We start from the raw sequence: 12061 nt of genomic DNA, 5'->3' as shown, positions 1-12061 counted from the left end.
CGGCCCCGCTGCCGCCGACGCCCACGCCACCCGCACCACCCACGCCCGCGGTCCCGGCCGCTGTGCAGCCCGCTCCGCCGGCCCCGCCGGCGCCCGCTCCGCAGCCCGTGGTGACGGCTCGCTGGCGGGTCACCTTCGACACCGGTCAGAGCTTCGTGGTCGAGGGCCTCGCCATCGTGGGCCGCGGCCCCGAGCCGCGACCCGGCGAGGAGGTCGCCCACCGGGTGGCCCTCTCCTCGAGCGACATGTCCTTGTCCAAGACCCACGCCCAGTTCCAGGTCGCCGCCGACGGCACCCTCGTGGTCATGGACCGCGGCTCCACCAACGGCACCACCCTGATCCGCAAGGGTGCCGCCCGAGCCCTCGGCGCCCGCCGTCCGGCAGCGCTCGTCCACGGTGACAAGGTCAAGTTCGGCGACCGCACCATGGACGTCGTCCGAGAGGCCTGACCGGCCGAGACGTCACTCCCGTCGGCCGAGACGTCACTTCCGTGACGTCTCGGCCGACGTGCGTGACGTCTCGAGCGACGTGCGTGACGTCTCGGCGAGGCTCAGTCGACGGCGTCGAAGGTCTCGGGGCGGTGCTCGAGGCCGAAGCGGTCGGTGGGCCAGAAGACGACGGCGACGCGGCCGACGACGTCGGAGACGGGTACGAAGGCGCTCGCGCAGGTCTCGTCACCCGATTTCTGGCGTTCGGGGCTGCACAGATGGAAGGACGAGTCGGCGGAGTTGGCGCGGTTGTCGCCCATCACGAAGAGCCTGCCCTCGGGGACGACGGCCTTCCAGCCGCGGCAGCCGCCCGCGACGTACGAGCCGTTGTCCTGTGGCATCGGGCCGTCACAGGAAGCGCCGGCAGCGACGAACGAGGACTCGTCCAGAGGAGTTCCGTTGACCACGATGCGACCTGAGTCGCAGCACTCCACCGTGTCGCCGCCGACCCCGATGACTCGCTTCACCAGATGGTCGCCCGTCGGGTAGAGCCCGATCGTGGCGAGCGCGGCCTTGAAGCCGGTCGGTGGCGGGGGGACCTGGTTGGACGAGAGCCAGTTGCCGGGATCGGCGAAGACCACCACGTCGCCGCGCTCAGGGGTGCCGCCCATCCAGTAGGAGGGCTTCTCGACCAGCACCCGGTCGTTGACCTCCAGGCCGGGCTCCATCGACTCCGAGGGGATGTAGAACGCCTGGGCGAGGAAGGTCTTGATGACGACCGTGAGCAGGATCGCCGTCGCCGCGATGATCAAGATCTCGACTACCGAGCCGAGCGTGCCCCTCGGTCGTCGGCGCGACGTCGCCTCCCGCTCTGCCCCCATGATCAGACCCTATCCAGACGATGCCCGTGGTGCTGCGATCCGGAAATCGTGCGTGCGCATCGTCGGTACTGCCCGGACGGGTCTGGGGCGCATGGATAGGGTCGGTGCGTGTCCGACCTCCACCAACGGCTCAACGCTCTCGAAGCGGATCTCAAGACTCGTGGGAGCGTGCTGGTCGCTTTCTCCGGCGGAGCCGACAGCGCGTTCCTCCTGGCCGCCGCGACCAGAGCGCTGACCAGCACGAACGTCGCTGCCGCGACCGGCTACTCCCACAGTCTCCCGATCGCGGAGCGCGACCCGGCCGCAGAGTTCGCGAGAAGCCTCGGCGTGCGCCTCGTCACCCCGCAGACCCACGAGATGGAGCGGCAGGGCTACCGGGCCAACGGCACCGACCGGTGCTTCTTCTGCAAGGCGGAGCTGCTCGACACCCTGCTCCCGCTGGCCCACGAGCTCGGCCTCGCCCATGTGGCCACCGGCACCAACGCCGACGACGCGGTCGAGGGGCTCAACGGTCTCCGTCCCGGCATCCGCGCGGCCGCCGAACGCGGCGCGATCACCCCGCTCAGGGACGCCGGCCTGACGAAGTCCCAGATCCGCGAGGCCTCACGTCGCTGGGGCCTGCCGACCTGGGACAAGCCCGCCGCTGCCTGCCTCTCCAGCCGGATCGCCTACGGCCTCGAGGTCACCCCGCGACGCCTCGCGCGCGTGGAGAGAGCAGAACAGGGCGTACGCAGCGTCCTGGCCGCCCGTGGTCACGATGCCGCCAGGGTGGACCTGCGCGTGCGCGACCACGGGGAGAAGGCAACGGTGGAGCTGTCGGCTACTCTCCTGCCCCTCGAACCCGACCATGCCGACGAGGTGCTCAAGACCGTGACCGACGCAGGATTCACCGCCGCGGAGATCGATCCCCGCGGTTTCCGCTCCGGGTCGATGAACCAGAACACGTCCACATGAGGGAGTTCTGGGACACGATCACCGCGACTCAGACCGTCCCCGAAGCACCGTGGCTCGTCGGCGCGGGGCTTGTCGCGCTGGCGCTGGTCGTGTGGCGTGGCAGCTGGCGCACCGTACGTCTCGGCGTCACCGTGGTCCACGAGGCCGGTCATGCGGTCGTCGCGGTCCTGGTGGGAAGGCGCCTGTCCGGGATCAAGCTCCATTCCGACACCTCCGGCGTCACCCTCTCCCGAGGCAAGCCGACCGGGCCGGGGATGGTGGCGATGCTCGCCGCCGGCTACCTCGCGCCGGCGCTCCTCGGTCTGCTGAGCGCGACCATGCTCGCCGCCGGCCACGCGCTGGGGCTGCTGTGGCTGTTGGTGGCCGCGATGCTCGTGCTCCTGCTGTGGGTACGCAACGGCTACGGCCTCCTCGTCCTGCTGGTGCTCGGCGCCGGCCTGGGCGCGATCAGCTGGTACGCCGACGGCCGCGTCCAGACCATCGTCGCCACCTTGGTGACCTGGCTGCTCCTGCTCGCCGCGCCGAGGCCGCTTCTCGAGCTCCTCGGCCGCGGCGAGCGCGGTCGCCGCGGCTCCGACCCCGACCAGCTCGCTGGTCTGACCGGCATCCCGTCGGTGCTCTGGATCCTCGTCCTGCTGGCGGTCAACCTCGCCGGCCTGGTGGTCGGGGTGCAGACCTTGATCCCCGACCTGAGCTGGATCTAGAGCTCGAACTCGTCGGCGATCTGGCGCAGCGCGGGGGAGACCTTCTTCGCCAGCTCCCGTGTGGGCGGGCGGCCCTGTGCGTAGCCGTCCCGGATGTCGTCGAGGAGCTTGATGACGTTCTCGACGATCAGCTCCATCTCCTCGGGGTTCCGGCGCTTGGCGGCGCGCTGGCGCCCGGCGACGGAGGGCGCGCGCTCGAGCACGGTCACCGAGAGTGCCTGCTCACCGCGGCGCCCCTGGGCGATGCCGAACTCGACCCGAGTGCCGGCCTTCAAGGTCTTGGCAGCGCCCTCAGGGAGCGCGTCGGCGTGGACGTACACGTCCGGACCGTCGTCCTGTGACAGAAACCCGAAGCCCTTGGTGGCGTCGAACCACTTGACCTTGCCAGTAGGCACGGCAGCTTGCCCCTTCCTCGCGCATCAGCGCTTCAAACGTACGTCGTCCGGCGACTTTGACGGCCGACGCGGAAAGCCTAGTCCTCGCCGCCCAGAGGCGCGTCAGGTATTCCCCTCTTCGGCCATCGGGAGGCGTCACCAGGCATCGGCGGGCGCCCGCGGAACGTTCGACGTATCGTCCCTCGCGGAGGTGGGGCATATACTCCGCCTGCTCCTCCATAGATTTGCAAATGATTTCGTACACCATTGGTAATCGAGACCACTTATGACGTAGGTTTACGTCGCCAAAGACTGCAGACAGGCACGCCCGGGTGCCAGCAGACTTCGCGGCGGGGGACTGGGGTGTGCGCCACAGATGGCGTACGCCTCTCGGGAATGATGTGACATGGCCACGAGAGGGAGTAATGGCCGAGCCATACGCAAGCACAGCCCACCGTCCGGAACGTAAGCCCTGGCAGGGAATTCGAGCGCGCCTCATCTTCGTGCTGCTCGTCCCGACCATCGCGGCGATGGTGTTCGGTGGGTTGAGCATTTCGAGCGCCCTCTCAGCCCAGGCAGAAGCGCGCCAGGCCGAGACCGTCGCCCAAGCACTGCCTGACACCTACAACCTCGCGATCAACGTCCTGTTCGAGCGCGACGGCGCCATCGCCGGCGTCCCCGACGTCGTGATGCGACCGCTGCAGCAGACGACCGACGAGTCGATCGAAGCCTGGAGCGCCAAGGCGAAGGAGATCGACGCCGGCGACGACAAGGACCTCGAGAACAGCATCGTCGAGATCCAGCAGGCGCTGAACGGCATCGACGACCTGCGCGCACGGATCCAGGAGAAGGACACCCAGGTCGAGGCCCAGCTGGCCTACACCAACGTCATGAACAACCTCTTCGGCATCTCGGCGCAGATGCCGACGCTCGAGGACGATGAGGTCTTCTCGAAGATCTCCGCGATCAGCAATGTGCGGCCCGCCTCTGAGGCGATGGGTGTCGAGCGCGCCATCATGATGAAGGCGCTGAGCGACAAGGCCGTAGCGGAGACGAAGGGGGAGGTCAACCCCGACGTCCTCACCGACGCGCAGTTCGCCGAGCTCGCCCGCGCCGAGGCCAAGTGGCGCCTGTCGACGGCGGACTACTACAACAAGACCTCCGACGAGATCCGCAAGGTGCTCGACGAGCTGACCGACGGGACCACCACCGACGGCTCGATCGGGGCACCTGCCCACCGGGTCGTCAACCAGGTGATCTCCAGCGGGAGCACGGACCGGGTCAAGATGACCCCGGACCAGTACACCGAGGCCAGCACCCAGTTCATCCGTGGCCTGCAGAAACTGATCGTCCAGACCGCGGAGGAGATCAGCGACGATGTCGCCCAGATCAAGTCCGACTCGACCAACAAGGCCATCGGGATCGGGTTCCTCGTCCTCCTCGTCCTCGTCTTCGCCCTCGCTGTCGGCCTGGTCGCGGCCCGCTCGATCCTGTCGCCGCTGAGCCAGCTGCGTCGTCTGGCCTACAACCTGGCCAACCACGACCTGCCTGAGCGAGTCGCCTACATGAACCAGGCCGAAGGCCCGGTGGACACCCATGTCGAGCCCCTGGACATCGCCCGCCGAGACGAGATCGGTGACGTCGCGGACGCGTTCGACGCGGTCCACGTCGAGGCGATCCGGCTGGCCGGCGAGCAAGCCGAGCTGCGTACGAACGTCGACAAGATGTTCATGAACCTCTCCCGCCGTTCGCAGAGCCTCGTCGAGCGTCAGCTCCAGCTCATCGACCAGCTCGAGGCCAACGAGCAGGACCCCGACGACCTCGCGAACCTGTTCCGCCTGGACCACCTCGCCACCCGGATGCGCCGCAACGACGAGTCCCTCCTGGTCCTCGCCGGTGGCGAGATCGGCCACGCGGCTCGTGGTCCGGTCCCGGTCCTCGACGTGCTCCGTGCCGCCGCCTCCGAGATCGAGCAGTTCGCCCGGGTCGACATCGACTCCGACGAGAACGCCGAGTTCGAGGGTGCGATCGCGGGTGACCTCGTGCACCTGCTCGCGGAGCTGATCGAGAACGCCACCAACTTCTCCCCGCCCGACACCGCGGTCACGATCCGCACCTTCCGCGCCGGCCCTGCCGCTCCGCTGCTGGTCGAGATCGAGGACCTGGGTATCGGCATGACGCCGGAGGAGCTCGACGCGGCCAACATGAAGCTGCGCCGCGCAACCGGCCTCGACGCCGACGTCGCCCGGATGATGGGTCTGGTCGTGGTCGCGCGCCTGGCGGCGCGTCACGGCCTCTACATCGAGCTCGTGCCCAACCGCCCGCGCGGTGTGGTCGCGCGAGTGGAGATGCCGATCACCACCATCGTCGGCGCCCACGTGGAGGCTCCCTCGGGCCAGCAGCAGGGCTTCGACGCCTACGCCTTCCAACAGGGTGGCTACGGGCAGCAGACCGGTGGCTACCCGGGCACCGGCGAGCTGCCCTACGAGATGCAGTACGGGATGCCGGCCTACGACGCCCAGTCGCAAGCGGGTGGCAATCCCTACGACGTGCCCGTCGGCGCTCTTCCGGCGCCCGAGGCGCCGATGGCCGCCGCCGCAGCGCCTCCGGCACTGCCGAGCCGTACGCCCGGCGCCTCCAACCACCCCAACCTCTCCGGTGGCGGTTCGGCATTCGCGAACCAGGGTGCCAACGGCCAGTCGGGCCAGCACAACGGCTTCGGCCAGACCGGAACGCACACCGGTCAGCAGCCTGCCTACGGTGGTGTCCCGCCGATGCCGGGCGACCCGGGTTTCGAGCCCCACACCGCGCGCACCGGCAGCTTCCCGGCGCAGCCTCAGCAGTTCAGCGGCAGCCAGCCGCAGTTCGGCGGTGACCCGTTCGGCTCCAACCAGCCGCCGGCCCCGCAGCAGAACCCGAGCGGCCCGCAGCAGAACTTCCTGTCGAGCATGCTCCCGGTTCGCAAGGCCGAGGACCTGGCTGCGCGCTTCCCCGACGGTCGCTTCGACCCGAGCACGGACGCCGGCGAGCTGCCGCGTCGCGACCCGGGCGGTCAGGGCGGCAGCCCGTTCGGCACCGACACCGGCTCGTTCCGCACCTTCGAGCGACCCAACGAGCGCACCACGCCACGTACGCCGCCTCCGGGCTTCGGTCCGGACGACGACCCGTTCGGTCCTGCCGGTGACGCCATCGGCACGAGCCCGATGGGCCCGATGGCGCCGGAGCCGACCAACTCGCCGAACCCGCTCGACTCGACCACCGAGGTTCCGATCCTCGACGACGAGGGAAGCTCGATCTTCGACGACCTCCAGTCCGAGTGGTTCACCCGACGTCGCCCGTTGGGCGCGCGCCGGGCGATGGAGGCCAAGGGCGATCCGCTCAGCGACCCGATCGCTGCTCCGGCCGCCAAGGCTGACCCGGGCGCCAAGGCCGGCAATGCCGCAGCAGCGCCCGCCCCGGCGGCTGAACCCGCCGAGGAGCAGTCCGCTCAGGACGACGAGCCGACCACGCCGGTGAGCTGGTCCTCGCCGGGTGACGAGGGTTGGCGCCGGGCGCAGGAGCTGGAGCAGCTCCAGGAGCAGGAGCCGGCGACGGTGACCCAAGGCGGCCTGCCGGTGCGCGTCCCGGGTCAGAACCTGATCCCAGGTGCTGCCCCAGCCGTCACCCCACCGACATCAGGTCCGCGTAATATGGACGCTCGCCGCACTCGTGGCCTGTCCAGCTTCCAGAAGGGCGTCAGCCGCGCCCGCAACAACCCCGCTGAGGCGGAAAGCAACCCCGAAGGTGAGGAGCAGCAGTGACAACGGCCCCCGCAGGACTGGACTGGCTTGTCGACAGCCTGACCCAGCGCACCCCTGACATCGCTCACGCGATCTTGGTGTCGGCTGATGGCATGCCGATGGCCAGCTCCGTCGACTTCCCCCCGGACCGGGCCGACCAGCTCTCGGCGATCGCCTCCGGTCTCACCAGTCTTACCCAGGGAGCAGCTCGGTGCTTCGCGGCGGGTAACGTCCAGCAGATGGTCATCGAGATGGACGGTGGCTATCTGGTCCTCATGGCGGTTGGTGAGGGCTCCAGCCTTGCTGCCCTCGCCGCCCCCGACTGCGATCTGGGACAGGTTGGCTACCAGATGCAGCTGTTGATCTCGCGTGTTGCCACCGCCCTCACCCCCGACACCAGAACCGGCGCCTGATCAGTGCCCCGACCCTAGGACCGAGATCGTGAGCAACCACGCATCCGAACCGCCGCCGCTGGTCAGGCCGTACGCCCTGACCCGTGGCCGCACGCAACCCAAGCGCGTCTTCCCGATGGAAGCCCTGGTGATCACGGATCGCTACGTGATCGATGGCTACGTCCGGTCGCCCGAGGAGCGGACGATCGCAGAGCTCTGCCGTGAGAGCCGTTCCGTCGCCGAGGTGGCGGCGCTCATCCGGGTGCCTCTGGGTGTCGCCCGAGTCCTGATCGGTGACCTTGCGGAGCGCGGCGTGGTGCAGGTGCACGCCAGCAAGGTCCCGGACGCCCCGGACACCGCTCTCCTCGAGCGCGTGCTGTCCGGCCTGAGGAAGCTTTGACAGGAGTAATGCAGTGACCACCGACTCCAAGCAGGCGACGATGTCTGCGAAGATCGTCATCGCCGGCGGGTTCGGCGTGGGTAAGACGACCTTCGTGGGCTCCGTCTCGGAGATCGTCCCCCTGACGACCGAGGCCGTGATGACGCAGGCGACCGCCGGCGTCGACGACCTCTCCGCCGTGCCCAACAAGAAGACGACCACGGTCGCGATGGACTTCGGCCGGGTCTCTCTCGACTCCGACCTGATCCTCTACCTGTTCGGTACGCCCGGTCAGAACCGATTCTGGTTCATGTGGGACGACCTCACCCAGGGCGCCATCGGCGCTGTGGTGCTCATCGACACCCGTCGTCTCGCCGACTCCTTCGGCGCGATCGACTACTTCGAGTCCCGCAACGTGCCGTTCGTCGTCGCCCACAACGTCTTCGGCGCCAATCAGGCCTACAAGCCGGAGCAGATCCGCGAGGCCTTGGCGCTGCGCCCCGACATCCCGATCGTCACCTGTGACGCTCGCGACCGCCAGTCGACGAAGGCGACGCTGATCTCGCTGGTCGAGTACGTCCTCTCCATGGTCTCGACCCGCGCGCTGCAGTAGTCGAGCGACAGCCAACACCCGCCGTAGCCACGCTCCGGCGGGTGTTGTCGTCTCATCGAGTGCCGTGACTGTGCAGTAGCTGCGTACGTCTGGGAGGATCACGCGTTGTGCGGAAGTTCAGGTTGTGGTGGCGCAAGGTGACCCCGAAGTGGAACCTGAGACGCCTGTGGGCGAAGATGTGGACCGTGATCACGACCCCGTACGCCGATGCGACGGCCGTCGCTGCCGTCGACGAGGCCCGCGCCGCGCTCCTGTCCGACGTGCCAGCCGGTGACGTCGGAGAACACCTCGGCCATGTGGTCGAGGAAGGCGCTGGCCCAGGCGTCGTGACCCACCTGTTCGCCTGCACCCGCAAGGGCTACGTCGGGTGGCACTGGTCGGTCACGCTCGTCACCGTGCCCTCGCTCGACGGCCCCGGATTCGGTGTCGATGCCCCGGTGACCGTCAACGAGGTCGTCCTCGTTCCCGGCGACGCTGCGATCGTCGCGCCGGCCTGGGTGCCCTACCGTGAGCGGATCAAGCCCGGCGACCTCTCGCCCGGCGATCTCCTCCCGGTCGAGGACGACGACGCGCGGCTGGTCCCGACGTACGCGTTCGGCGACGACCCGCTCGACGCCGAGGACAAGGCACAGGTGCGCGAGGTCGCCAAGGACCTCGGCCTCGGCCGGGTCCGGACTCTGTCCATCTCCGGCTTCGACGCCGCCGCAGAGCGTTGGTACTCCGGCGACGGTGGTCCCGAGGCGCCGCTCGCGCAGGCCGCGCCCGACCAGTGCCACAGCTGCGGCTTCCTGGTCCGGCTGACCGGTCACCTCGCCTCGAGCTTCGGTGTCTGTGCCAACGGCGACGCCAACGACGACGGCAAGGTGGTCAGCCTCAACCACGGGTGCGGTGCGCACTCGGAGGTGCGACTGGCGAAGAAGCACGAGCCGCAGCCGCTGCCGGACCCGGTCTTCGACACCATCAGCGGCGACGTCGAGACGTTCTGAGCGCTGCAGCCAGGCTCTGGGGTCTTCCTAGAGCTGCTGCCCCTCGGCGTGCGTACGACGCGCCTTACGGCGTCGGGTCAGCTCGATGCCGATCGCGCCGAGGCCGAAGGCGGCCAGGCAGGTCCAGATCCACCAGGTCCAGCCGCGGTCGTTGAGCAGGCCCCAGAACGGGAGCAGGGCCACGAACCCGACCAGCCAGCCGAGCGTGGCGAGCTCGAAGGCGCGGATGCCGTCCTGGTCGACCAGCTCGATCTTCGGCTCCGGGCGTACGGCGGCGGGCTCCTCGAGAGCCGGCTCCTCGTAGCCGTAGTCCTGCGGGTAGCCGCCCTCCTCGGGGTAGTAGTCGCCGTCGTACCCGTCGTACTGCTGCTCCGGGTAGCCGGAGTAGTCCTCGTCGCGGTACTGGTCGTCCATGCCTCCCAACCTTAGTGGGCCTTGGGTGGGCGATACGCTGGGGCTGCCGAGCGTTCTCGGCATGGCCCGACGATCTGGGAGGTCCCTGATGGCTTCGCTTCGCTGCCCCTGTGGCACCAACTTCCGCACGGAGACCGACGACGAGCTGGTCGAGAAGGTGCAGGAGCACCTCGCCGAGGCTCACCCCGGCCGCACCTACAGCCGCGACGACATCTTGATGCTCGCCGCGATGTCCTGACCCTGTGACGCCGCCCTCACCGGGGCGGCGTCTCTTCCTGGAATAGTTAGCGCCGGTAAGCAGTTATGCTTACCGACATGCCTACCGCACAGCCCGTTCCCGCGCCCGGCGCGTCCTCTGACATCCCCGAGGTCGCGTCGGTGCTGCGCACCTCCGTGATGCGGATGCGCCGCCGCCTGGCCAACGAGCGCCACCCCGACAACGACCTCTCCCTGGGGTCGATGGCGGTGCTCGGGGCGCTCTACGCCAACGACGAGATGACGCTCGGCGCTCTCGCCGGCCGGGAGCGGGTCCAGCCGCCGAGCATGACCAGGATGGTCAACTTCCTCGAGGAGGGCGGCTACGTCGTACGCCGTCAGGGTGAGACCGATCGCCGCCAGGTGCTGGTCTCGATCACCGACAAGGGTCGCCGGACCGTACGCAAGGACCGGCTCAGCCGGGACGCCTGGCTCGCCCAGCAGCTCGTCGACCTCGATGTCGACGAGCTCGCCGCCCTCCGCACCGCCGCTTCGATCATGGAGAGAATAGCCACCAGTTGAGCCCCACGTTCCGTTCCCTGCGCAGCCACAACTACCGCCTGTATCTAGCCGGCAGTGTCGTCTCCAACGTCGGCACCTGGATGCAACGCATCGCCCAGGACTGGTTGGTCCTGAGTCTGGGCGGCGGGGGAGCGGCACTCGGTATCACCACCGGCCTGCAGTTCCTGCCCATCCTCCTGCTCAGCCCGTACGCCGGGGTCATCGCGGACCGCTTCCCGAAGCGCCGCCTGCTGCAGGTGGCCCAGGGCTGGATGGCGCTGATGTCGCTGCTCCTCGGTGTGCTCGCGGTGAGCGGCCACGTCGAGGTGTGGATGGTCTACCTGATCGCGTTCCTCTTCGGCATCGGCGCCGCGTTCGACGGACCCGGCCGGCAGTCGTTCGTCTCGGAGATGGTCCACCCCGACGACGTCACCAACGCCGTCGGTCTCAACTCCGCATCCTTCAACCTCGCTCGCCTGGTGGGGCCGGCCCTTGCCGGTCTCCTCATCGGCTGGCTGGGGAGCGGCCCCGAGGCGACCGGTTGGGTCGTCCTCCTCAACGCGGTCTCCTACCTCGCCGTGATCGGGCAGCTGCAACGGATGAACACCACCGAGCTGCGCTCGCCCGCCCCGGTCGCCCGACGGCGCGGGATGCTGCGCGAGGGCGTCGGCTACATCCGTACGCAGCCCAAGATGCTGATGGTCCTCGTCATCGTCTTCTTCGTCGGCACGTTCGGGGCGAACTTCCCGATCACCTCGGCGCTGATGGCGACCGAGGAGTTCGGCAAGGGCGCCAGCGAGTACGGCCTCCTCGGCACGGTCCTGGCCGTCGGCTCGCTCTCCGGTGCGCTGCTCGGCGCCCGCCGCACCCGGATCCCGCTCAAGCTGATCGTGGCGGCCGCGACCGGTTTCGGGCTGTCCATCATCGTGTCCGGGTTCATGCCGACGTACGCCTTGTTCGCCCTGACCGGCCCTGTCGTCGGGTTCTGCACGATCACGGTCCTCAACGCCTGCAACGCCACGATGCAGACCGAGGCGGCGCCCGAGTTCCGCGGCCGGGTGATGGCGATCTACATGACCGTCCTGATGGGCGGCACCCCGCTCGGGGCCCCGCTCATCGGCTTCATCGGCGAGCACTTCGGCGCCCGCGCGACCTTGTACGCCAGTGGCACCATGGTCCTGATCGGTACGCTTGCGGGGGTCCTGCTCCTGGTCGCGCTCCGAGGTGGTATCCGGGCCGTTTTGACCCCCTCTCAAGCCGCCGGGTAGCCTCTGAAGCGTGTCTGGGACAACCAGGCCGTCGCGCGTGCCCGGAACAAGCTCGAGAAAAGGTCTCGGACCCGGGTTCGGCGCCCTCCAGCGGGGGTCGGTTCGAAAGATCCGCCAACGCGTGCGTTGAGGT

14 protein-coding genes are annotated in these 12061 nt (G+C 69.0%); 11 read left to right on the top strand and 3 right to left on the bottom strand.

Annotated elements, in window-relative coordinates; translation table 11 throughout:
* A partial coding sequence (locus IEY84_RS08975) for an FHA domain-containing protein (protein WP_189129296.1) occupies window positions 1–449 on the top strand: 449 nt, incomplete at its 5' end.
* Window positions 450–550: 101 nt separating this feature from the next.
* Here IEY84_RS08975 and lepB read toward each other — a convergent pair.
* Window positions 551–1309 carry a signal peptidase I gene (gene lepB, locus IEY84_RS08970; protein WP_183544422.1) on the bottom strand — a complete coding sequence of 253 codons (759 nt, stop codon included), beginning with the start codon at window positions 1307–1309 and terminating at the stop codon, window positions 551–553.
* Between the two features lie 108 nt (window positions 1310–1417).
* On the opposite strand from lepB, the gene larE reads away from it, so the two are divergent.
* Entirely contained in the window at window positions 1418–2263 is an 846-nt protein-coding gene (larE, locus tag IEY84_RS08965; RefSeq protein WP_183544420.1) for an ATP-dependent sacrificial sulfur transferase LarE, read from the top strand.
* Window positions 2260–2967 (top strand): M50 family metallopeptidase, encoded by a 708-nt coding sequence (locus tag IEY84_RS08960; RefSeq protein ID WP_183544412.1) that lies wholly within the window; start codon window positions 2260–2262, stop codon window positions 2965–2967. The genes larE and IEY84_RS08960 overlap by 4 nt, the downstream gene beginning before the upstream one ends.
* On the opposite strand, the gene IEY84_RS08955 is transcribed toward IEY84_RS08960, so the two are convergent.
* A complete protein-coding gene (locus IEY84_RS08955) occupies window positions 2964–3362 on the bottom strand; it encodes a cold-shock protein (RefSeq protein ID WP_183544410.1) in 399 nt (132 codons plus the stop codon). The two genes, IEY84_RS08960 and IEY84_RS08955, sit on opposite strands and share 4 nt — an antisense overlap.
* A 482-nt stretch (window positions 3363–3844) precedes the next feature.
* Between IEY84_RS08955 and IEY84_RS08950 the strand changes: the two genes are divergently transcribed.
* The 5 genes from IEY84_RS08950 (at window position 3845) to IEY84_RS08930 (ending at window position 9490) form a co-directional block, all read left to right on the top strand.
* The gene (locus IEY84_RS08950; RefSeq protein WP_183544408.1) at window positions 3845–7141 is read left to right on the top strand and encodes a sensor histidine kinase; all 3297 of its coding nucleotides are present in this window, start codon (window positions 3845–3847) and stop codon (window positions 7139–7141) included.
* Window positions 7138–7533 (top strand): roadblock/LC7 domain-containing protein, encoded by a 396-nt coding sequence (locus IEY84_RS08945; RefSeq protein WP_008360946.1) that lies wholly within the window; start codon window positions 7138–7140, stop codon window positions 7531–7533. The genes IEY84_RS08950 and IEY84_RS08945 overlap by 4 nt, the downstream gene beginning before the upstream one ends.
* Window positions 7534–7561: 28 nt before the next feature.
* On the top strand, window positions 7562–7912 hold the full coding sequence (locus tag IEY84_RS08940) for a DUF742 domain-containing protein (protein ID WP_008360948.1): 351 nt from the start codon (window positions 7562–7564) through the stop codon (window positions 7910–7912).
* A 13-nt stretch (window positions 7913–7925) separates the two neighbouring features.
* Complete coding sequence (locus tag IEY84_RS08935; RefSeq protein ID WP_008360949.1) at window positions 7926–8504, top strand: GTP-binding protein; 579 nt, start codon at window positions 7926–7928, stop codon at window positions 8502–8504.
* Window positions 8505–8680: 176 nt separating this feature from the next.
* Window positions 8681–9490, top strand: a complete 810-nt coding sequence (locus IEY84_RS08930) for a DUF3027 domain-containing protein (RefSeq protein WP_183544527.1) — start codon at window positions 8681–8683, stop codon at window positions 9488–9490.
* Window positions 9491–9517: 27 nt separating this feature from the next.
* On the opposite strand, the gene IEY84_RS08925 is transcribed toward IEY84_RS08930, so the two are convergent.
* Complete coding sequence (locus IEY84_RS08925; RefSeq protein WP_183544406.1) at window positions 9518–9904, bottom strand: DUF2530 domain-containing protein; 387 nt, start codon at window positions 9902–9904, stop codon at window positions 9518–9520.
* Window positions 9905–9992: 88 nt separating this feature from the next.
* On the opposite strand from IEY84_RS08925, the gene IEY84_RS08920 reads away from it, so the two are divergent.
* From IEY84_RS08920 to IEY84_RS08910, 3 genes are all read left to right on the top strand, one after another.
* Entirely contained in the window at window positions 9993–10142 is a 150-nt protein-coding gene (locus IEY84_RS08920; RefSeq protein WP_091052351.1) for a DUF1059 domain-containing protein, read from the top strand.
* 77 nt (window positions 10143–10219) lie between these two features.
* Window positions 10220–10681, top strand: a complete 462-nt coding sequence (locus IEY84_RS08915; RefSeq protein ID WP_229788470.1) for a MarR family winged helix-turn-helix transcriptional regulator — start codon at window positions 10220–10222, stop codon at window positions 10679–10681.
* Window positions 10678–11928 carry an MFS transporter gene (locus tag IEY84_RS08910; RefSeq protein WP_183544402.1) on the top strand — a complete coding sequence of 417 codons (1251 nt, stop codon included), beginning with the start codon at window positions 10678–10680 and terminating at the stop codon, window positions 11926–11928. The genes IEY84_RS08915 and IEY84_RS08910 overlap by 4 nt, the downstream gene beginning before the upstream one ends.
* Window positions 11929–12061: the final 133 nt, after the last annotated feature.

This window comes from Nocardioides albus (genome assembly GCF_014648255.1).
GTDB lineage: Bacteria > Actinomycetota > Actinomycetes > Propionibacteriales > Nocardioidaceae > Nocardioides > Nocardioides albus.
This window is presented reverse-complemented; position numbering and strand designations above follow the sequence as displayed.